A 21,983-nucleotide genomic window follows, 5' to 3' on the forward strand; every position below is an offset into this window, starting at 1 on the left:
TCCTACAGGCCCACTTGTGCATATTGGGATTGCTCCAACAGAACGGAGCATGAACATGGATCGATTCGAATCCTTCCAGGACAGTGCGTTTTCGCCCTCGCGCTCTCCTTTCACGATCATCCCCAACGACAATGCCGAATTGCCCAGCGTTCCCAAGGGGATTTACGTCGGGATCGGTGGTGACGTGACGTTGCGGGGCGTCGACGGCGCCGAGGACGTGACTTACCGGAACCTGCCGGATGCCAGCTATATCGCCGTGCGCGCCAGCCACGTGCGGGCGACGGGCACGACTGCGGCCAACCTCATCGCGGAGGCCTGAGCCATGCACCATAGTGGATCAATCGGCGGGGTCAGTCGCTCCGCCCTTGCTGCGCTCGGCGTGCCGATGGACCTTGCCGGCACTAGCGCAACCCCGCCGCAGGACTGGCAGGACAACTGGCAGGTCGCGCTCTGGGAACCTCAGGCTTCTCTTTTCCGCCACGGCGCAGGCGTGACCGCAACGCTCGACAATACACCGGCCGAGATTTTCGACCTGTTCTCGACCGCCCGCTCGGCCCCGGCGAACACCTATCACGTCTCTCCCAATGGCAGCGACGCCGGCGCGGGCACCGAAGCTGCACCCTTCCGCTCGATCTGGAAGGCTGTCTCGTCCGCGAACGCCAGCGGCCTGCCTGCAAAGGTCGTCATAAAGGCCGGCGAATACGGCAAGCCCCACAACCCGTCGCAATTCCTGAACCTGCGCCCGACGGTCGACATCGCTTTCGTCGCAACAGGCGGCCGCGTGATTGTCGGCACGTGGGACGATTTCGGATCGCCCGCGAAGGACGCGACTTATGCCAACTGCCACAGCTATGCGCTGGGCAACGTCGACCGCGTGATCGACCGGGCGCGATTGGACGCGGACGGTTTCCACCCGGACCTGTTGCGCGTGTCCGATGCCGCGACTTGCAACCGTATCGCGGACAGCTGGACGCTGGAAGCGGGCAGGATCTACATCAATCGCGCCGACGGGAAGGCCGTGACCGACGCCAACACACGCGTCCTGCGCGCCGCGGGCGGCACCTGGCGGTTCGACACGCCGGTCAGCGTCTACGTCGGAGGCGAAGATTCGATCTCTGGCTTCGATACCCAGGGCGGTAGCGGCGGTGCGGGATTCCATTACCAGCCCGACACCAAGCCCGCCGCGATGAAGGCCGTCGTCGTCGAACGGTCGACCTTCGGCTATTGCGGGGGCAGCACTTATGAGGCCAACGGCGCGCTGATCTCCAATCTCCACGGCCTGGCGCTGTTCGCCGACTGCGATGCCAGCAACAACGTGAAGGACGGCTTTTCGGTCGGTCACAATGGCAACTTCGGCGCAAGGGGCCACATGATAACGGCCAACTGCCGCGCCATCCTGTGCGGGCGCGGATCGGCGCAAAGCTGCAACAGCCTGACCGCCCACGACGATACGATATTGGCCGATTTCGCGGGCGAGTTCGGGCGCAGCAACGGTGGCAGCGTGCGAACCATCGGCACTTCGCGGTGCTGGCTGGCGGGAACGGCCATCGCCGACGACAGGGGAGACCGCGCATCAGGCGGCACGACGCCCCCGGCCGCGATCATGGCGGGCGACAGCGCGCAGATCTGGGCTGACCGCGCAGTGATCAGCATGCCGCCTGCCACGGCCCCGGTCTTCGCCGATACGCAGGCGGCCGTCAGGCTGCGCGCGATGCCTCCGATGCGGAGCAATCCGCAAGGCACCGGCACCGTGGAGCCTTGGTAATGCATCGGGGCCGGATCATTCCCGATCTGGCCCCATAGTATCCCGGCTGTTAGCCCCCGGTGCATGGGGTTATATTCGAACGGAAACGCCGCTTCAGGCGCGATCCACGACTTTGGGCGGGCGCGGCTTGGCGGGGTTCAGGCGATCGGGCTTTTTGCCGGTCTATGCTATCTTTTACGCGATGCGTTCGCGGTGGTCTGGCGCTGGCTTTTCGACATCGGCTACGTGCCTTTCGCATGGTTCGCGTTCGATCTGGCAGGCTTTGCCGCGCTGGCCGCATTTGCCTGGACTTTCGCGGTCCAACGCGGCTCCTTTTTCGGGCTCTACACGCTCGCGCTCCTACCCTTGTCGGTCTTTGTCGCCGCCCTTACCGTGGATACGGATCCGGCCTTCCTTGGCGCGGCGGTCAAGATGATCGTACCGCTTTATGCCGGATGGTGCCTTGCCGGGGCGGACATTCCAGCCCTGCCGCCCGTGCGGCGTTGTCTTGTCTTCATCTGCCTTGCCACGGTCGTGGGGATCGCTCTCGATTCCCTGATGGATTTTCCTTGGTCGGGGATGTCCGTCGATCAGTTCGGTGTCGCCAAGGCCATCGACAAGGTCTGGTCCATCAGCGCGATCACGCGCGTCAGCGGCCTTGCCGGGGAATCGACTGCGGCGGCTGCGGTCGCGCTGTTCAGCTGGCTGCTCGTCCACCGCAAGATCGCGCCCGCCAGTTCCGTCATGCTGGGCCTGTGCGTGGTGGCCGCCTGCATCGTCACGACAAGCCGCACCGCGGCAGGGATCGCAATGCTGGCCACGGCGTGGATCGCGGCACAGGCGTGGATGCTGACCTCGCTTCGTCCGGTTCAGGTTCACCGCGCCCTTGCGTGCGGGTCCTTCATCCTCGTCTTCCTGCCCCTCGCCCTCGTCGCATCGGCATCCGCATTTTCGTTTGCGGACATATCGTCATCGCTCACCAGTTTCGAACAACGCGTCGAGGAAAGCTGGCAGTATCCCTTTGCGCTCTTGTCCGACCGATCGCCCGTATCGCTGCTCACGGGGTGCGGACTGGGATGCCTGAATTTCCCGGCTCGCTATTCCGAATGGGCCGGCCTGCTTCAGCCGGTCGACAACTTCTATATCCTGTGCTTCGCGATGTTCGGGTTGTTCTTCATGCCGGTGCTTGCTGGCATGATCCTGGCCGCGATGCGAGAGCGCGATCGCACGCGGCTCCTCCTGATCGCGGCGCTCAACCTCTATACCTTTTTCCTCGAAGGGTTTTCGCCCGCCTTCACGCTTTTCACGATCGGTTACGCTACTAGCGGGATGCACCTGCTGCGGTTTGGTAAGGCCTGCAAACCCGATCCGGCAACGCAAGGTTTCGCTTACTAGCGAACTAGGGGATGCGGCGGACAGAGTGGCGACACCGCGAACTTCCGTCAGGATGACGGCACTTTGGCCGCAACACTTTCCGATTCAATCGGCGACGCCTGCAAACTTTTCATTGGCGACGATCGGGACCATGCCCCGATGATCTCCACGGCCAGCCTAGTCTGAAAGGGTTCGCGATGAATTTCGTTCGGACCGGCGCAGAGGCGCTGCCCTCAGACAGTCAGTTGCGCCGTCAAACGACTAGCTTTCTGTCGAGCGGTCGAGCCAAATCTGCGTCAATTGCACCTGACACAGCACAGTCGCGCCATGCCAACCTACGTGCCGCGCAACATCTATGGCTCCACCCTTGGTGAAACACCGCGCCCCGGATCGCCTTTATGCGTGAGGTGCAACCCCGCTGGCGTTTGAAGCCATGACCGAAAGCCTGCTTCGCCCTGCGTCCCTTGCCGCCGTCTCCGCACGCCCGACCATCGAAAAGGTCCGCCAAACCGGTCAGGCGCTGCCGTAACGGTAGTAAGTCTGCCCCGAACCATACTGTCGGCCCAACCCGTACCGGCGCGCCTGAGCGAAATCGAACTTCGCCATCACCCCGCCGACGATGACGGCATTGCCCGATGCAAGCCGCGACAGCGCGTTGCGCGCAGCCTCTACTTCGGTGCGTCCGGCCTCGACCACGAAAACGGTCGCGACATTTGGCCCGCTGGCAAGAACCGGAACATCGGCCAGCCCCAGCACCGGCGGCGCGTCGAGGACGACGATGTCGAACTCAAGCTCGAAGGCCGCCATGAGGTCGGCAAAACCTGCCGAGTTCAACAGATCGGTCGGCACGGCAGGGACCTGACCGCTGGGCAAGACGAAGAGATTGGCGACCGGACCTTCCGAAATCGCGTCCCCGACCTTGCCCGATGCCAATACGCCGGAAAGACCCGGCTCGCCCGAAAGTCCGAGCATGTCGTGAAGCGCGGGACGGCGCAGGTCGCAGTCGATCAGCAAGACCCGCCGCCCTCCTTCTGCAAAGGCACGCGCGATGCCATAAGCGGTCGAAGACTTGCCCTCCCCCGGTTCGGCCGACGTGACCAGCAAGCGGTGCGTCTGTCCCGAACGCAAGGCAAATTGCAACGCCGTGCGCAGTGAAACCAAGGCCTCGTTCAGCGGCTGTCCCGGCGTTTCGAGAGAGCTGTTCATGTCGCCAGGGGCAACCTTGGGCGTGATGCCCAACAGGCGCAGGCCAAGCCGGTTTTCGATCTCTGCGGGAATGCGGATCGCGTGCTGGCCCTGTTCGCGAAGGGTGACGACAAACCCTGCGATCAGGAAGCCGGTCACCGCGGCCAGCGCGAGATTGAGCGGCAGGCTGGGTGACGACGGCTTGACCGGTGGCGACGCGCGGTCGATCTGCTGCACGTTGTTGGCGGTGACGTTCGCCTCTGCACTCGTCTGGCGAAAGCGGGCCAGAAGCCCGTCATAGAGCTGCCGGCTGGTATCCACCTCGCGCATCAGGGTGTTTAGCTTCACCGCGTCGTCGCGTTCCTGCTGCGTCGCGCCTTTCAGCATATTGACCCTGCCCTGCAGCTCACGCTCTCGCGCGGCGGCCATACGATAGGAATCGCGGATGGACGTTCGGATTCCCCTGGCCAGCGTCGCGATCTGCGTGTCGTATTCACGCACTCGCTGGCGCAACGGCGCGATTGCGGGATGACCGGCCTGCTTGTCGGCCAGTTCCGCTTCGAGTGTCGCCTGCACTTGCGCGCGGCTGGCGACGAGATCCTGCATCGCCCGGTTGTCGATCGCTTCGGCGATGGCGCCGGGTTCGGCACTGGACACCAGTTGCCACTTGCTTTGCGCCGCGATCCGTTCGTTGCGCGCGTCGGCAAGGGCGGAATTGTAGCTGGTAAGGTCAAAGTCGGTCAGCGACGCGCCATCCCCGCCCGCCACGGTCCGGACCAGGCCGACCGAACGGGCATAGTCGTTCGCCTGACGCTCCGCACTTTCGAGCCGGTCACGTGATTCCGCCAGCTGTCGGCCCAGAAAATCGCGGGCATAGACGGTCGCTTCCAACCGGCGATCCACGTTGTAGCGCGCATAGCTTTCGGCAAAGGCGTTTGCCATGCGTGCGGCAAGGTCCGGGTCGGGACTGGTAAAGGCGATGCCCACCACGCGCGAACCCGCAGGCAGCGTGACTTCCAGATTGTCCGCGATCGTATCGAGTACCAGATCGCGCCGCCCCTGCACCGTCGCGCCCTGGCGATCGCTTCCCGCGCCGACACGCATCGCCGAAAGGAAAGCGCCGGGATTGTCGAACACGCCGGTTTCCTGTGCCACGCGTTCGGCCATGCGACGGCTGGTCAGGACATCGGCATGCGTCTTCAGGAAACGGTCGGCATCGCGGTAACCTTCTCTCGCTGCAGCGTCCTCTCCCATGATCTGCGGCGATTGCTGATCGATCTGAAGGCTGGACGTCGCGGTGTAACGCGGCGTCAGCAGCATGGTGACGGCAATCCCTGCCAGCAGGCAGCCTGCGACGATGCCCGCGATCAGGAAACGGCTGTGCCAGATGCTGCCCCAGACACGCTGAAGGTTTATGGCGAGCGCGGTATCGATCGGGTCATCCGCCTTCGCCTTGACGACCGCCGAGCTGCCGGCGAAATCTGCCATCGTGTTCATAAGTCAGAACGCCCGAAAAGTGTTGAAGAACGGCGCGGTCAGCAGGAAATCGCGGAACGCGCCCTTCAGCGCCGAATTGTTGACGACCACCATGTCCCCGCCGCGCAAGGGCGGGTCGTCCGCCGCACCCGTGCGTATGTCGACCAGATTGAACACTGCTCCGGTGCGCTGGCCGCCCTCCATCCGGAAGACCATCACCTGGTCCAGCTTGGCCGTTCGGCTGGGGCTTTGCGCCTGCGCGATCATCTCCAGAAGAGTCGCCCGGCCCTGTGGCAGTTCGAAACGGCCCGGTTCGTTCACCGCGCCTTCGACGGTGACGTACTGGCTGGCCGATCCCTTCACGAAGATCGTCACGCGGGCGTCGTTGTATAGTTCGTCGTCGAGCCGCGCCTTGATCCGGCGGGTCAGTTCGCCGGTGGTCAGCCCGGCGGCGTCGACGGACCCGATCAGAGGGTAATCGAACCGCCCTTCGGCATCGACGGGCAGTTCGGCAAAGCTGAGCGAAGGCTCTCCGTAAACGGAGATGGAAAGGCGATCGAACGGACCGATGCGATAGACCGCCCCTTCGGGACGAGCCGTTGCCTCAAGCGTGCGATAGGCATCGGCCCCACGGGCAAGGCTGTCATCGGGATAGGACTGGCACGCGGCCAGCCCCATCGAAGAGGCGACAACGCAAAGGGCGACGCGAAGGCGCGCCGGGAAAATCCTGTTCATCAATTGCGACCCCGCTGCTTTTTCGATCCGCATCCGCCGCGGTGCAGGCGGGATAGCCATGTTTCGCTTCGTGCAGCCCACTCCACTCCTCCGCCCAGCATTGCAGCGCATGTTCATGGTGCTGACAGACCCGTGCCATTGCCGAAAGCCGGTTTTGGAACCGTTCCGGACCCATGCCGGAAAGTCCGCACCGCATCGGATCAAGTCCTGCCCGAATGGCGTGTTTTCCGGGGTGACGAGCGATGATCCCTCGCGCATCCCTTGGCCATGAGAGTCGCCATCGTGAACACGCTATATCCGCCGACAACGGTGGGCGGGGCAGAGCGCAGCGTCGCCGTCCTGGCAGAGGCGCTGGCCAATAGCGGCGACGACGTTCACGTCATCGCACTGGACGATACCGATGTCGTGTCGACACAGCGCGTGAACGGGGTGACGGTGCACCGGTTGCCGCACGAAAACCTCTATTGGCCATTCGCACAGCATCGGGCCGGGCCGCTGCGGCGCGTCGGATGGCATCTGAAGGATCGCGGTGCGGCGCCAGCCATGCGGGCGGTGCGTGCGCTAGTGACAAAAATCGAGCCGGACGTCCTTCACACCAACAACCTGACCGGGTTTGGCGCGGGCGTCATTTCGATGGCTGGCGATCTCGACCTGCCCGTGGTCCACACCTTGCGCGATTTCAGCCTGCTCTGCCCGCGGGCCAGCCTGTTTCGTGCCGGGCAGGACTGCATGGCCCGCTGCCATCCGTGCCGCATGTTGACCGGCCCTCGCATGAAGGCCGCGCAGAAGGTGCAGGTCGTAATCGGAAACAGCGATTACATGATCGACCGGCACCGCCGAGCAGGACTGTTCACGCAGTCGGAGGCGCGCACGATCTATAATGCCGTGCCGTGCACGGGCGGAGCAAAGCCGAACAGCGGGACAAGGCCAGCGGCCCCCTTTCGCATCGGATTCCTCGGCGCGATAAAGCCGGAGAAGGGCATCGAATACCTGCTCCATGCCTGCCGGATGTTACCGGCACGGGGATGGTCGTTGACCGTCGCGGGGCACGGGGACGGTGAATATGTCGCCCGCCTGAAAGAACGATACGGCGACATGCCCATCGAATGGGCCGGCTTCGTCGGCGCAGAGCAAGTCTATGATGCCGTCGATCTGGTCGTCATTCCGTCTATCTGGCCTGAACCCATGCCGCGCGTCCTGATCGAGGCGATGGCACGCGGCTTGCCGGTCATCGTCTCCGATGCGGGGGGAGCGCCGGAAGTTGCCCGCCATTACGCGGGCGCTGCGATCTACGCTCGGCGGGACGTGGCCATGCTGGGTAAGCTCTTGAAAGAGGCGGTGCGTAATCGCCCGGTCCGTAATCCGCCGGACAAGGACGTCGCCGAAAGGTTTGGCACCGCGCGACTGGTTACCGAATACCGCGAGGCGTACCGCGCCGCGATTGCGCAGGTCGGCCATGGGTAATCGTGTGCGCAACGACAACTTCACACGCCTGGTGGCAATGGACGTCGCCATCTGGGCGCGGCACGCGGGTTGCGGGCCGGGCTGGGGCTTTGCCCTGCGGCATTTGTCGCTGCGGGCCGGGTTTCATTTCGTTCTTGGCCACCGGATCGTGCGGGCCTTGCGTTCATGGCCCATCATCGGCAGCGTCCTGTTCCGGATCGGCCTGTTCCTCCTGGAACTGACATGGTCGAGCGAGATCAGCGCGGAGGCGGAACTGGGCGGCGGGCTCTATACGCCCCACCCCTTCGGCATCGTGATCGGCAACGGCTGCATCTTAGGACGCGATGTCACGGTCTTGCAGAACGTGACGCTTGGCAGACGCGATCCCGCAGGGGGAAGCGTGCCGGTCGTGGCGGACGGCGTAATGCTTGGCGCAGGCGCCGTCGTGCTGGGCGCTGTCACCATCGGCGCCGGTGCGAAAGTCGCCGCCAACGCGCTGGTCCTGACTGACGTGCCCGCAGGCGGCATCGCGATCGGCAATCCTGCGCAGATCAGGCCCGGACGTTCGGCAGGTCCGCGACGATGCCGCCCTTCCGCTCAGTCCGCGTAGGCACGCACCAGTTCGGTCAGCACCTTTCGTCCGCGATAGACCGCATCGACGGAAATATGCTCGTTCAAACCGTGCGCGCCGCTTCCCGAAGGATCGTAATAAAGCCCGCTGAAGCCATAGGCGGGAATTCCCACGGCGGAGAAATAGACCCCGTCGGTCGAACCCGTCGACATTGTCGGGATCAGGGGAACGCCGAGATAGTATTTCGCGACCACCGCACGCATCGGGTCCAGCACTTGCGGGTCCAGCGGCGGGGCCTTGGCGACCGGCTTGTCCTTGCGAGCCATGGCGATGGCGACTTCCGGATCGTCGATGATCGCGGTCAGCTCCTCCATGATCTGCGCCGGGGTGTGACCCGGAAATATCCGGCAATTGACGTTCGCGGTCACCGACTGCGGCAGCGCGTTCACCGCGTGCCCGCCCTCGATCATCGTCGCGACACAGCTGGTGCGCAGCATGGACCGGTACATCTTGTTCTCGTCCAGAACCGCGATGGCATCGGCATCGGTGGAGTCTGCGACGACGGCCAGCATCGCCTTGCCCACCGCATCGTCACGCGTCGCGCCGACGCCGGAGAAATAGGCGCGCGTCGTATCGTTCAGCTCTGCCGGAAAGGTATGCGCGGCGATCTTCTGCAGCGCGGCGCCCATCCGGTAGATCGCGTTGTCGCGCCGGGGCTGCGAACTGTGCCCGCCGGGGTTGGTCACGGTCAGGCGAAAGTCCTGATAGAGCTTCTCGCCGACCTGCACGTTCTGCACGACGACATTGCCGACGCCGTCCGTCACCGTTCCGTCGGTCAGGCCCGCCCCGCCCTCGTTGATGACGAAGGCCGCGTCGACCAGATCGCGATGTTCGGTTGTCAGCCAGTTCGCGCCGTTGAAGGCGGTGTCGGTTTCCTCCCCGCACGTCAGCGCCAGCTTGATCGTGCGGGACGGGGCGTACCCGTCCCTGGCGAAATTCGCGAACATGTCGGCCCAGATTGCCGCCATCGCCTTGTCGTCGGCGGAACCGCGCGCCCAGAAGAACCCGTCTTCCTCGTAAAGCGTGAAAGGATCGCGGGCCCAATCCTTTGGGTCGGCCTCCACCACGTCGATGTGGGCCAGCAGCAGGATAGGTTCCAGCGAGGGGTCGGAGCCTTTAATGACGGCGAAAAGATTGCCTTCCTCAGGATGGTCGGGATGGACCATGACCTGCACGTTTTCATCGCTCATCCCCGCGCCGACAAGGCGGTCCGCGATCTGCCGGGACGCGATGGTGCAGCTGCCCGAAGACAGGGTCGTGTTCGTCTCCACCAGCTCCTTGTAGAGATCGCGGAAGGCCAGTTCGTCCGCGCTGCGCTGCGCCGCCTGTGCCGACACGGCGAAAAAGGAGGCGGCAAGTGTCAGTGCGGCAAGGCTTTTCTTCATGGAAATCAATGCTCCGGCGGGGTGTTTCACGGTGCTTTTTCAAGCATGATCAGACTGTGGATGGAAGGGGGGTGAAAGCCTTCCGAATCCGGCCCTTCATGCCTATATCATGGGCATGAGCGATAATACCGAGAACACAGGGCCCCTTCCCGAAAACCAGCCCCCCGAAAAGAAGAACGGCTATGGCGCGGAAAGCATCAAGGTCCTCAAGGGCCTCGACGCGGTGCGCAAGCGCCCCGGCATGTACATCGGGGACACCGATGACGGCTCGGGTCTGCATCACATGGTCTTCGAAGTGTCGGACAACGCGATCGACGAGGCGCTGGCCGGACACTGCGACCGCGTCCTGATCGAACTGCACGCCGACAACTCGGTATCAGTAGACGACAATGGCCGCGGCATCCCGGTCGACATCCACAAGGAAGAAGGCGTTTCGGCGGCAGAGGTCATCATGACCCAGCTTCACGCCGGCGGTAAGTTCGAGAATACGAGCGACGACAACGCCTACAAGGTGTCGGGCGGCCTTCACGGCGTGGGCGTTTCGGTCGTCAACGCGCTGTCGGAATGGCTGGAACTGACCGTCTGGCGCGACGGCAAGGAACACTGGATGCGCTTCGAACACGGCAACGCGGTCGCCCCGCTGATCGTGAAGGGCGATGCGCCGCTGAACGACGACGGCGAACCGCGCAAGGGCACGCGCGTCCGCTTCCTCGCCAGCAACGATACCTTCAAGAACGTCACCGAATACGACTTCGAAAAGCTCGAGCACCGCTACCGCGAACTCGCGTTCCTCAATTCGGGCGTCCGCATCATCCTGCGCGATCTTCGCCACGAGGAAGTGAAGGAACACGATCTGTTCTACGAAGGCGGCATTGCGGCCTTCGTCAAATACCTCGACCGCAACAAGCAGCCGCTGGTCCCCGAACCCGTGGCGATCAACGCGGACAGGGACGGCATCGGCATCGACGTCGCGCTGGAATGGAACGATTCCTATTACGAGAACGTCCTGTGCTTCACCAACAACATCCCGCAGCGTGACGGCGGCACCCACCTGGCGGCGTTCCGCGCGGCGCTGACCCGCACGTTGAACGGCTATGCCGATCGCTCGGGCCTCCTGAAAAAGGAAAAGGTCTCGCTGACCGGCGAAGACATGCGCGAGGGGCTGACCGCGATCGTCTCGGTCAAGCTGCCGGACCCCAAGTTCGGATCGCAGACCAAGGACAAGCTGGTCTCGTCCGAAGTGCGCCAGCCGCTCGAAAGCCTGATGAGCGACAAGATGAGCGAATGGCTGGAGGAAAATCCCGCCAACGCGAAGCAGATCGTCCAGAAGATCATCGACGCCGCCGCGGCCCGCGAAGCCGCGCGCAAGGCCCGCGAACTGACCCGCCGCAAGGGCGCGATGGACATCGCCAGCCTGCCCGGCAAACTGGCCGACTGTCAGGAACGCGATCCGGCCAAGTCCGAAATCTTCCTGGTCGAGGGTGATTCCGCAGGTGGCTCGGCCAAGCAGGGCCGCGACCGTCACTACCAGGCGATCCTGCCGCTGAAGGGCAAGATCCTGAACGTGGAACGTGCCCGGTTCGACCGCATCATCGGTTCGAAGGAAGTCGGCACGCTGATCCAGGCGATGGGCACGGGTCTGCGCGACGAATTCAACCTCGAAAAGCTGCGCTATCACAAGATCGTCATCATGACCGACGCAGACGTCGACGGCGCGCATATCCGCACGCTGCTGCTGACGTTCTTCCACCGCCAAATGCCCGACATCATCAAGGCCGGGCACCTCTATATTGCACAGCCCCCGCTTTATAAGGTCGCGAAGGGCCGGTCCGAGGTCTACCTCAAGGACAACGACGCGCTCGACCGTTACCTGATCGAAGGCGGCCTTGCGAACAAGGTGCTGGAAACCGGCGGCGGCGCGCGCAGCGGTGAGGATCTCGCAAAACTCGTCGAACAGGCCCGCCGGTTCAAGAACACGCTGGCATTCGCGCCGAACCGCTACGATTCCGCCGTTGTCGAGGCGCTGGCCCTTGCCGGCGCGCTAGACCCCGAACTCGACGCCGCCGGCCGTGAGAACGCGTTGGCCCATGCCACCGCCACCGTCCAGCGCGGCGACCTAGAGGCCAAGTGGACCGCGGCGATCACGCCCGAAGGCTATGGCATTTCGCGCGTCTGGCGCGGGGTTACCGACTATCACCTGATCGAGAACAAGTTCCTCGACAGCGCAGAGGCGCGCAAGCTGCACAAGGTCGCCGCCGAACAGGCCGAGGCCTATGTCGACGGCGCCCGCCTCGTCCGCGCCGGTTCCGCCGATGCGGAGGAAGGCGAGGAAACCTCCTCGACCAAGACCGCCGAAATCTGGCGTCCGACCCAGCTTCTGGAACAGGTTCTGGCAACCGGGCGAAAGGGCCTTTCGGTACAGCGCTACAAGGGTCTTGGCGAAATGAATGCCGAGCAGCTTTGGGAAACCACGCTCGACCCGGAAAACCGCGCCCTGCTACAGGTCAAGGTGGAAGACGCCGACGTGACCGACGAAATCTTCACTCGCCTTATGGGTGACATCGTCGAACCGCGCCGCGAATTCATCCAGGAAAACGCGCTCAACGTGGCCAACCTCGACATCTGATCCCGGCCTCGCTGCACTTGTGGCACAATTGCACTGCAATGCAGCAACAGTTGTCGCGAAATCGACACGCCGTTGGCTATGGCATCGAGGGTGAGCTGACCGCGCGCCCTGCACCCGGCCTCGACCTGACGCTGGGCGGCAGCTGGAACTTCACCGAGATCCGTGACGATGCTCTCTTCATCGCGCCTTGCGGTGGCGGCTGCACGATGGAAGACCCGATCAACGGGGACGGCCTTGCCGTGATCGACGGCAACGACCTGCCGCAGGCGCCGCGCTATGTCGCCAACGGGACGCTGCGTTACGGCGTGCCGGTGGGTGCAGGCGAAGTCTATGTCTTCACCGACTGGGCCTATCGTTCGGGCGCGAACGTTCGGGCGCGAACTTCTTCCTTTACGAAGCGACGGAGTTCCGCGGCGAAGACCTGATCGAAGGCGGCGCGCGCATCGGTTACGCCGCCGACGCCGGTTGGGAAATCGCAGGGTTCGTGCGCAACATCACGGACGAGATCGTTTTCGTGTCGGCCATCGACTTCAACAACCTGACCGGCATGATCAACGAACCGCGCACTTGGGGCGTGGAGGTCCGCGCCTCCTTCTGATCGCTGCCCGGATTGCGGCATTCGGTGCCGCCCGCCCCTCGCCCCACTGGCGCGGGCCGGGCGGCATCGTTCTTTTGGGCAATGGACTGGTGCGCCATGGTCCTAGAAGACTGTTTGCAAAGGACGGCGCGGCAAAGGACCGTGCTCGAACAGGAGAGGACATGACCACCGTGATGCCCCTGCGCCTCGGTTTCGGGATCATCGCGATTTCCGCCTGTAGTCCCGCCCTTGCCAACGACGCCGACCAGCGCGTCATCGTCGTCACCGCGCCGGGCGGCGACACACTGGTATCCGAAAGCACGGTCGCCGGGCGCGAGGATATTTCGGTCGCCGGTTCGCCCGACGCGATCGCGGCCCTCACCCGCAATGTCGCCGGCGTCACCTTGCAGCAGGCGCAGGGCAATCCGTGGCAGCCAAACCTGTCATGGCGTGGTTTCCTCGCATCCCCGCTTCAGGGCCAGCCGCAGGGGCTTGCCGCCTATCTCGACGGCGGGCGCTTCAACCTGCCCTTCGGCGATACCGTTCCCTTCGACGTGATTCCCGATGCGGCCTTGACGTCCATCGCACTGGTAGAGGCAGACCCCGTTTTCGGGCTCAACGCACTGGGCGGCGCGGTGGTCATGGCGACCGCGACGGGCCGCAGCGATCCCGGCCTGACCGCGACGGCGGCCTACGGTTCGTATGATGAGCGGGAGTTCAGCATCGCGGGCGGCGGTGCGGGAGATGTCTTTTCCACCTTCGCGGCGTTGCAATACCGGGCCGAGGACGGATGGCGTGATCACAGCCCTTCCGAACTGCTCAACGGCTATCTCGACCTGGGCTATGACGTAGGCAACCATGGCGCGCACCTGAAGTTCGTCGGCGCAGACACCGACCTTACCGGCAATGGCGTCTCGCCGGTCGAACTGCTGGAGGCGCGGCGCAAGTCGGTTTTTACCTGGCCCGACCGTTCGCAAACGAAATACGGCCGGATCAGCCTTACGCCCTGGGTCGCGCTGGGCGATCAGACAAGGCTCGAAGGCACGCTCTATTACCAGCGGCTGACGATCCGCACGGTCAACGGCGATGCCGCCGACATCGAGGCTTGCGAGGACGACGACCTGACAGGCCTGCTCTGCCTTGAAACGGTGGACGACGATGACGGCGACGACGAAGAGACAGCGGCGGTCCTGACCGATGCGACCGGCATGGCGATTGCCGACGTGCTGGATGGAGAGGATTACGGCGTCCTCAACCGCGGGCGACTCAACACCCGCGCGGGCGGCGTGCTGCTGCAACTGATCGACGAACGCGAAATGATGGGCGGCACCAACCGCCTTGCCATCGGCGTAAGCCATGACGAAAGCCGCAGCCGTTTCGGCACGGAAGCGGAACTGGGCGAGTTGACCGAGGACCGCAGCGTCGATCCATTGGGCCCCGTCATCGTTCAGGAAGACGGTGCCATCGCGCCAGTCGGCCTTATCGCCAGAACGAAGTTTACCGGCATCTTCCTGTCGGACAGCCTGCCGCTGACCGACCGGCTGACGGCGCAGATCGGCCTGCGCTACAACCGTGCGAGGATCATCCTGCGCGACCAGATCGGCACCGCGCTCAACGGCGATCACACGTTCGCGCGGGTCAATCCCGGCCTCTCGCTACGCTATCGCGCGTCGGACGCGCTGACCCTGCGCGGAGGCTATGCCGAAACAAACCGCACGCCGACGCCTGCCGAACTGTCCTGCGCGGACGAGGACGCGCCGTGCAGCCTTGCCAACTTCTTCATCGCCGATCCGCCGCTGGAACAGGTTGTGGCGAAGTCGTGGAACATCGGCGCGACCGGCGATGCCGATGCAGGCGGCTGGAACCTAGCGTGGCAGGCCGCCGCGTGGCGCACGACGAACCGCAACGACATTCAGTACGTCGCGTCCGAAATCCGGGGCCGCGCCTATTTCCGCAACATCGGCAGCACGCGGCGGCAAGGCATCGACCTTGGTGTGAAGGCACGGCGCGGCGGCCTGTCGCTGGGGGCCAGCTATGCCTTCCTCGACGCCACGTTCCGCACGCCGCTTACTCTGTCCAGTCCGTCCAACCCCTTCGCCAATGACGATGGCAAGATAGAGGTCACGAAAGGCGATCGACTGTCCGGCCTGCCCCGTCACAGTGCGACATTCACTGCGGACTGGGACGGAAAAGGCTTTTCGCTGGGCGGCGACGTCATCGCACGGTCGGGTCAGCAGATCGTCGGCGACGAAGCCGGGCAGAACCCGAAAGTGCCAGGATATGCCCTAATCAACTTGCGCGGTTCCATCGACTTTGCGCCCGGCCTTTCACTCTTCGGCGCAGTACGCAACGCGCTGGACACCGATTACGAGACATTCGGCACGTTCTCCGAAGTGGACGAAGTATTCCTGACCGAAGCGCCCGATGCCGAAGATCCGCGCGCCTTCGGTCCCGGTGCCCCGCGCCGGTGGACTGTCGGCGTGAAGGCCAGCTTCTGATCTCGGAACGGGTCCGCGTCAAAGCGGTTGGTGTGGCAAAGGACTGAAAGGAAGATCCATGACCACCAATTCGGCATCCGCCAGCTACGAAGGCCTTGGCAAGGACGGCAAGGGCCACGTCGCGACGAAGTCCGGCGCGCTCGATGCGCCCTATGGCTTCAACACCCGCTTCGAGGATGACCCCGGCACCAACCCCGAGGAGCAGATCGCCGCGGCCCATGCCTCGTGCTTCACGATGGCGACCAGCTTTGCGCTGGCCAAGGAAGGCTTTACCGACGGGCGGCTCGACACCGACTGCATCGTGACGCTGGAAAAGGACGGGGACGGGTTCACCGTGACGAAGTCCGCACTGGTGCTTAAGGCCAAAGTTCCCGGCCTGTCGCAGGAACAGTTCGAGACGATCACCGACGGATCGAAGGCCGGTTGCCCGATCTCGAAATTGCTGAAGTGCGAGATCACACTCGAACGGACGCTCGAATCTTGAGCAGGAAACCCCGCGTTCTCTTCGTCTGCCTTGGCAACATCTGCCGCTCTCCTCTTGCAGAGGCTGCCTTTCGCGCCGAGGCGGCGAAGGCGGGGCTGACCGCCGATGCCGATTCCGCCGGGACGGCTGCGTACCACGTGGGCGAGCCGCCGGACCGGCGCGCCATCCGTGAAGCAGCGCGCAACGGTGTCGACATCGCGCACTATCGCGGACGGCAGGTGACGGCGCAGGACTTTCACGATTTCACCCACGTCTTCGCACTGGATTCCGACAACCTTGCCAACCTGCGGCAGGTTCGGCCCACCGGTGCCCCTGCGCGCCTTTCGCTGCTGCTAGACTGTGTCGAAGGGCGCGAGGGTGAGGCCGTGGCCGATCCCTATTACGGCGACGAAAGCGGTTTCGCCGTGACCTGGTCAGAAGTGAGCAAGGCGGCTCGCTCGATCGTTTCGGAACTTTCGAGGGGATGAGCGTCGAGCTTTATGTCGAGAGCCTGATCGGGGAACGTCCCGATCAGGCAAGCGCCCTGTCCGGCGGCGATATCGCGGCCGCGTGGCAGGTCACCATGGCCGACGGACGTCACTACGTCCTGAAAAAGGGCGACGACGCCGCAGTACAGACCAGGATGATGGAAGCGATCGCCAGCACCGGCGCGCCGGTGCCCACGGTCATCGCGGCAATGGACGATCTGTGCCTCATGGAACGCGTACCTTCGGGCGGCAATATCGCGAACAGTTTCGATCATCTCGCCCAGGTTCTGACCGCCCTCCACAGGCCACTGGACGAACGCTATGGCTGGCAGGAAGATCACGCCTTCGGATCGGTCGTCGTCGCCAATGGCCGTGATGACGAATGGCCGCGTTTCTGGGCGGAAAGCCGCCTGCTTTCCAGCGTGCCGCACGTGGCCCCCGCGATCGCCCGCCGGTTGGAGGCGCTGGCCGGTCGCATCGCTGAATTCGTGCCCGCTGCGCCCGCCCCGGCACTGCTGCACGGCGATCTTTGGGGCGGCAACGTGCTTTGTTATGGCGGGCGGGTCAGTGCGCTGATCGACCCGTCATGCTATTACGGCGACCGAGAGGTCGACTGGGCCATGCTGACCGTCTTCAACAATCCGCCGGACAGTTTTTTCGACGCGATGGACCCGCTGCCCGGTTGGAAGGAGCGGCTGGGCTGCTATCGGCTCTGGCCGCTCCTGGTCCACTTGCGCCTGTTCGGCGCGACCTATCGCGGCGCGGTTGAAAGCGAGCTGACGCAACTGGGCTTTTAAACCTCTGCCACCCAGTCGCGGCGAAGCTGCTTGCCCGCCAGCCCCATCAGCAATGCGGCCACGCCATAGAGCGAGAGCGCGAAAAGCATTGAATAGCGCAGCGCCTCATCCCCGTAAGTCGGCTTCAGGACATCTGACAGCGCGCCCAGCGCATAGATCCCGCCGCCAAGACCGATGAGGTTGTTGATCAGCAGGAACATCGATGAAGCCGTCGCACGCGCGCGCGGTTCGACGAGGTGCTGGACCGCCGAGAGCACCGGACCGATCCAGATATAGGCCAGCGCCTGCGGCAGAAGGAAAAGGACGAAGGCGAACGACACGCTGTGCGAGCTGATGCCGCCAGCATAAAACGGGATCGCCAGCACATAGGCGAGCGCGGGGAGCCAGGCGTACCAGGCACGGTCCTTGCCGCCGAGCCGGTCGCCGAACCACCCGCCGAGCATTACCCCGACCGTGCCGCCCATCAACAGGATCGCGCCATAGAACTGCGAGGTACCAACGAGGTCGAGCCCGAAGCTGCGTTGAAGCAGGCTGGGCAGCCAGAAGGCCACGCCATAGCCCAGCATCGAGGACGAAGCCGCGCCGAACGACAGCAGCCAGAACGAAGGCTTGCGCGCCAGCACCCCGGCGATTGCGCCGAAACCGGGCGATTGTTCACCCGCGACGGGTACGGGGCGCGGGACGTCCTTGACGATGAACTTGAACGGGATCGCGATGGCAACGCCGAGCAGGCCGACCACGATAAAGGCCAGGCGCCAGTCGACCAGCGCCGCGATATAGCCCCCGGTCAGGACACCGGCCGCAGATCCGAGCGGAATGCCAAGCGAATAGATCGAAAGCGCGAAAGCGCGTTTCGACGAAGGGAAATAGTCCCCGATGATGGCATAGGACGGAGCAACGCCCCCGGCCTCACCAATTCCCACGCCAAGACGGGCGAGGAATATCTGCCAGAAGCTGGTGGCCAGCCCGCAGATCGCGGTAAAACCGCTCCACGCGACAAGGCTGACGGTGATGACCCAGCTCCTGCTGGTACGATCAGCCAGCCACGCCAGCGGCACCGCCAGCGTCGAATAGAGCAAGGCGAAAGCGATACCGCCCAACAGCCCCATCTGCGTGTCCGAAAGGCCGAGATCGGCCTGAATCGGCGCAGCAAGGATCGCCAGGATCTGCCGGTCGAGGAAATTGAACACATAGACGACGAGCAGCATGGCAAGGACGGGGCCTGGCTTTGCTGGCAAAGACCTGGGCTGCTGGGCGGTCGTTTCGGTCATCGTGCGTAGGTCTGCAGGAAGGGGCCGATGGCGGCAAGCACTTCGGCTTCGTCGAGCAAGGGTGCATGGCCGCGATTGGGCACGGTCACCGCTTCGAACGGACCGGAATGACGCCGATCCATTTCCGCAACCGTTTCGGCCGAGAACAGATCGCTCAGCCCCCCGCGGACGGCCATGACCGGCATCTGGTCCAGCGCCTTCCATACCGGCCACATGTCCGCCGGAACGACGGCATCGTCCTCGGGGTCCAGCCCCTTGGCAATGGCCGGATCGTAGGCTGAGAACACGCCCGTTGCATCTTCGCGGCAGGTCCGGCGAGCGAAGGCCAGCCAGTCTTCTTCGGTGAAGTCGGGAAACGCCTCTGCGTTCACGCTGGCGATGCGGGCGGCTGCCTCTTTCCAGTCCCTGGCCGGAGCGTTCGGTCCGACATAAGTACGAATGCGATCAAGGCCACCTTCTTCCAGAACCGGCCCGATGTCGTTCAGGACGAGAGCGGCGACCTTCGCGGGGGCAAGCGCCCCCATGATCATCCCCATCAGTCCGCCCATCGAGGTGCCGACAATGGCGAACCTGTCGATGTCGAGATCCGCCATCAGGGCGAACATGTCACCCGAATAGACGTCGACGCGGTACTGGTCCGACTTGTCATCGTATTCCGACAGGCCCCGTCCCCGTTGATCCGGCACGATCAGGCGGTGGCCCGAAAGATGCGGGATCAGCGGTTCGAAGTCCGCGCTGTTGCGGGTAAGCCCGTGCATCAGGAGCAGCGGGAGCCCCCCGCCCGCGCCATCCGTTGCCGGATAGTCGCGGGCGAAGAGATCCAGCCGCCCGTCCGCAGAGCGGAACCGGTGGCTGCGATACTCTGCCATGGCGTGAATCCGTTCCGATCCGCCGGGGATCAGAACCGGACCTCGCCCGTCACGAAGAAGCGACGCGGGTCGCCATAGAAGCCCGTCAGCGTGCCTTCGAGGCCCAGCGTCGGGACGAAGGGCTGGCCATTTGTGCCGCCGGCCACGAAGTTGTAGCCCGAGACGATATAGCGTTCGTTGGTCAGGTTCTTGCCGTGGACGCCGATCGAGAAGCGATCGGAATCGTCGGTGTAGACGATGCCCGCATCGACAAGGAAATAGGCATCCTGGTCAAGGAAGGCATTGGCCGTTTCGAACTGGCTGGTGTCGCTGCGCATCGAGATGCCACCAAGGAAATCGACGATGCCGCTGGCAACCGGCAGGCCAAGGTCGAACCCGGCGTTGACCGTCCATTCGGGCGTATTCTGGAACGTGCGCTGATCGGAAACGTCGACACCGTTCACGAAGTATTCGTTGAACTTGGCATCAAGGTAGCCGACCGCGAAGTTCACGTTCATGCGGCTGCCGTCACCTGCGAAGTCTTCACCGGCAAGGATGTCAGCTTCCAGTTCGAACCCGTTGATGTCCGCGCTGGCCGCGTTGGTCGTCACGCCGACGAACGTGTCGAACACGCCGTCGCCATCGGTGTCCGCGCCCTGCGATCCGGGGATCTGGATGTCGGTGTAGTCACCCTTGAACGCGGCGAAGCTGATGCTGAGCCGGCGATCGAGCAGCGAGGCCTTCCAGCCCAGTTCGTAGCTGTCCACCGTTTCGGGCTTGAAGCGCATGAATTCGAAGATCTCGGCCGCCGAAACAGTGCCGTCGTTGTCGAGGTCCTGCGCCTGGCTGGTCTGGCCGCGCGGGTCGAAGCCACCGCCCTTGAAGCCCTTCGAATAGGTGAAATAGATGTTGTGGTTGCTGTTCGGCCTGAAGCTGATCGAGGCGCGCGGCGTGAATTCCTTGAACGTGTCCGAACCGTCGAAGTCCGACGTGACCGCAATTGGAATAGCGCCGGTGGCGAACAGATCCGAATAGCCGCCGATGAACGTCGTGCGCAGGACGCGCGAGCTACGCTTGTCGTTGGTGTAGCGTCCGCCGACCGAAAGCGAGAGCTGATCGGTCAGGTCATACGTGAAGTCGCCGAAGATCGACCAGGTCTTGGTCTTCACGTCGCCCAGCGTCTGCGCGGTCAGGCCGGGCAGGCCGATGAGGTCGCCGGTGGTGAACAACGCGACGTCGAACGCGGTAAAGGCGTTGGCGTCAAGATAATAGGTACCCAGCACGCCCGACAGGCGGTCGCCTTCGTAAAGGAACTGCAGTTCCTGGCTGAACTGGTCGTTTTCATAAATGGCGGGCACGTCGAGGTCGGCAGCGGGAAGGCTGTCGAAGTCGATCGGGCTGGTCGAGCTGTCCTCGCGGTAGCCGGTGATCGACTTCAGCGTGATGGTGTCGGAAACCTCGAAAGCCGCGGTAAGCGAGCCGCCCCATGCCTCGACTTCCTGATCGACGACGTTAAGGCCCGCGCGCGTGTCATAGACGCTGTCCAGGACCGGCGCACCGGTCAGCTGGCCCGGAATAAGGCGGTGACCCTGACGGGCGAAGCTGTCGTCCTTGATGTAGTCGCCCGACAGGCGGATGAAGACCGGCCCGTTGTCGAATTCGACCGTACCGCGCGCGGCCCAGACGTCCTTGTTGTAGTTTTCGACCCCGTCCTGTTCGAGGTTATCGCCGAAACCGCCGCGCGACAGGCGCGCACCGCTGGCGCCGATCGACAGCGTGTCGGAGATCGGGGTCGAGGCGGTCACGACAAGGTCGGCCTGATCGTAGGAACCGTATGTGCCGCGGACCTTCAAGGAGGTTTCCTTGGGCAGGCGCGCGGTCACGTACTTGATCGCGCCGCCGATGGTGTTGCGGCCGTAAAGCGTGCCCTGCGGGCCGCGCAGCACTTCGATACGCTCGACGTCGTAAACGTCGAGAACGGCGGCCTGCGGGCGGTTGAGGTAGACGTCGTCGACATAGAGGCCGACGCCCGCTTCGAAACCGGCGACCGGGTCCTGCTGGCCGACGCCGCGGATGAAGGCCGAAAGCGTGGTGTTGGTGCCGCGCGAAACTTCGAGCGTGAGGTTCGGAACTTCCTGCGCGACCTCTTCGATCGTCTGTGTGCCCTGCTTGGCAAGCGCGTCACCGCCGATGGCCGTCACCGAAATCGGCACGTCGATCAGGCGTTCTTCGCGGCGGCGGGCGGTCACGACGATTTCGTTGCCGTTCGTCGGCAGCGCGACTGCGTCCGAATCCTGCGCCATGGCGGGCGTGGCAACGGTAATCGTGGCAATGGCAATGGGGCTTACAGCGCAAGCGAAAGCTGCGAATCGCATCAGGTCATCCTCCTCAAGTGATCCAGTTTCCGGACCTCTGATGCAGCGCTTTATTGAAACATGAACC

Annotated in this window: 17 protein-coding genes; 11 read left to right on the forward strand and 6 right to left on the reverse strand. The window is 64.0% G+C overall.

What is annotated here, in order from left to right:
- The first annotated feature begins 55 nt into the window (after positions 1-55).
- The 3 genes from FAX90_RS15410 to FAX90_RS15420 all read left to right on the forward strand — a co-directional run bounded on the left by FAX90_RS15410 (position 56) and on the right by FAX90_RS15420 (position 3,139).
- Positions 56-319 (forward strand): spike base protein, RCAP_Rcc01079 family, encoded by a 264-nt coding sequence (locus FAX90_RS15410; protein ID WP_144098320.1) that lies wholly within the window; start codon positions 56-58, stop codon positions 317-319.
- A 3-nt stretch (positions 320-322) separates the two neighbouring features.
- Positions 323-1,765 carry a hypothetical protein gene (locus tag FAX90_RS15415; RefSeq protein ID WP_144098321.1) on the forward strand — a complete coding sequence of 481 codons (1,443 nt, stop codon included), beginning with the start codon at positions 323-325 and terminating at the stop codon, positions 1,763-1,765.
- A gap of 63 nt (positions 1,766-1,828) precedes the next feature.
- A complete protein-coding gene (locus FAX90_RS15420; protein WP_144098322.1) occupies positions 1,829-3,139 on the forward strand; it encodes a hypothetical protein in 1,311 nt (436 codons plus the stop codon).
- A 492-nt stretch (positions 3,140-3,631) separates the two neighbouring features.
- Here FAX90_RS15420 and FAX90_RS15425 read toward each other — a convergent pair whose 3' ends face one another.
- Positions 3,632-5,791: a GumC family protein gene (locus FAX90_RS15425; protein WP_205700707.1), complete on the reverse strand. Its 2,160-nt coding sequence runs from the start codon at positions 5,789-5,791 to the stop codon at positions 3,632-3,634.
- Between the two features lie 12 nt (positions 5,792-5,803).
- Positions 5,804-6,514, reverse strand: a complete 711-nt coding sequence (locus tag FAX90_RS15430) for a polysaccharide biosynthesis/export family protein (protein WP_170235009.1) — start codon at positions 6,512-6,514, stop codon at positions 5,804-5,806.
- 267 nt (positions 6,515-6,781) lie between these two features.
- On the opposite strand from FAX90_RS15430, the gene FAX90_RS15435 reads away from it, so the two are divergent.
- Entirely contained in the window at positions 6,782-7,978 is a 1,197-nt protein-coding gene (locus FAX90_RS15435; protein WP_144098325.1) for a glycosyltransferase family 4 protein, read from the forward strand.
- Positions 7,971-8,567 (forward strand): serine O-acetyltransferase, encoded by a 597-nt coding sequence (locus tag FAX90_RS15440; protein ID WP_144098326.1) that lies wholly within the window; start codon positions 7,971-7,973, stop codon positions 8,565-8,567. The genes FAX90_RS15435 and FAX90_RS15440 overlap by 8 nt, the downstream gene beginning before the upstream one ends.
- On the opposite strand, the gene FAX90_RS15445 is transcribed toward FAX90_RS15440, so the two are convergent.
- Complete coding sequence (locus FAX90_RS15445; protein ID WP_144098327.1) at positions 8,555-9,973, reverse strand: M20/M25/M40 family metallo-hydrolase; 1,419 nt, start codon at positions 9,971-9,973, stop codon at positions 8,555-8,557. The genes FAX90_RS15440 and FAX90_RS15445 overlap by 13 nt on opposite strands.
- Positions 9,974-10,088: 115 nt before the next feature.
- Between FAX90_RS15445 and gyrB the strand changes: the two genes are divergently transcribed.
- The 6 genes from gyrB (at position 10,089) to FAX90_RS15475 (ending at position 17,422) form a co-directional block, all read left to right on the forward strand.
- The gene (gyrB, locus tag FAX90_RS15450) at positions 10,089-12,599 is read left to right on the forward strand and encodes a DNA topoisomerase (ATP-hydrolyzing) subunit B (protein ID WP_144098328.1); all 2,511 of its coding nucleotides are present in this window, start codon (positions 10,089-10,091) and stop codon (positions 12,597-12,599) included.
- Positions 12,600-12,637: 38 nt separating this feature from the next.
- Entirely contained in the window at positions 12,638-13,024 is a 387-nt protein-coding gene (locus FAX90_RS15455) for a TonB-dependent receptor (protein WP_205700708.1), read from the forward strand.
- 334 nt (positions 13,025-13,358) lie between these two features.
- Positions 13,359-15,674 carry a TonB-dependent receptor gene (locus tag FAX90_RS15460; RefSeq protein WP_144098329.1) on the forward strand — a complete coding sequence of 772 codons (2,316 nt, stop codon included), beginning with the start codon at positions 13,359-13,361 and terminating at the stop codon, positions 15,672-15,674.
- Between the two features lie 58 nt (positions 15,675-15,732).
- Complete coding sequence (locus FAX90_RS15465; protein WP_144098330.1) at positions 15,733-16,158, forward strand: OsmC family protein; 426 nt, start codon at positions 15,733-15,735, stop codon at positions 16,156-16,158.
- Positions 16,155-16,625 (forward strand): low molecular weight protein-tyrosine-phosphatase, encoded by a 471-nt coding sequence (locus FAX90_RS15470; protein ID WP_144098331.1) that lies wholly within the window; start codon positions 16,155-16,157, stop codon positions 16,623-16,625. The genes FAX90_RS15465 and FAX90_RS15470 overlap by 4 nt, the downstream gene beginning before the upstream one ends.
- Positions 16,622-17,422, forward strand: coding sequence for a fructosamine kinase family protein (locus FAX90_RS15475; protein ID WP_144098332.1), 801 nt, complete (start codon positions 16,622-16,624; stop codon positions 17,420-17,422). Before FAX90_RS15470 ends, FAX90_RS15475 begins: the two co-directional genes overlap by 4 nt.
- Here the strand turns inward: FAX90_RS15475 and FAX90_RS15480 are convergent.
- The 3 genes from FAX90_RS15480 to FAX90_RS15490 are packed head-to-tail and all read right to left on the reverse strand — an operon-like array spanning position 17,419 to position 21,916.
- Complete coding sequence (locus FAX90_RS15480) at positions 17,419-18,693, reverse strand: spinster family MFS transporter (RefSeq protein WP_144098333.1); 1,275 nt, start codon at positions 18,691-18,693, stop codon at positions 17,419-17,421. The genes FAX90_RS15475 and FAX90_RS15480 overlap by 4 nt on opposite strands.
- Complete coding sequence (locus tag FAX90_RS15485; RefSeq protein WP_144098334.1) at positions 18,690-19,562, reverse strand: alpha/beta fold hydrolase; 873 nt, start codon at positions 19,560-19,562, stop codon at positions 18,690-18,692. Before FAX90_RS15485 ends, FAX90_RS15480 begins: the two co-directional genes overlap by 4 nt.
- 29 nt (positions 19,563-19,591) lie before the next feature.
- Positions 19,592-21,916: a TonB-dependent receptor gene (locus tag FAX90_RS15490; RefSeq protein WP_144098335.1), complete on the reverse strand. Its 2,325-nt coding sequence runs from the start codon at positions 21,914-21,916 to the stop codon at positions 19,592-19,594.
- Positions 21,917-21,983: the final 67 nt, after the last annotated feature.

The sequence above is a fragment of the Croceicoccus sediminis genome, from assembly GCF_007570835.1.
GTDB lineage: Bacteria > Pseudomonadota > Alphaproteobacteria > Sphingomonadales > Sphingomonadaceae > Croceicoccus > Croceicoccus sediminis.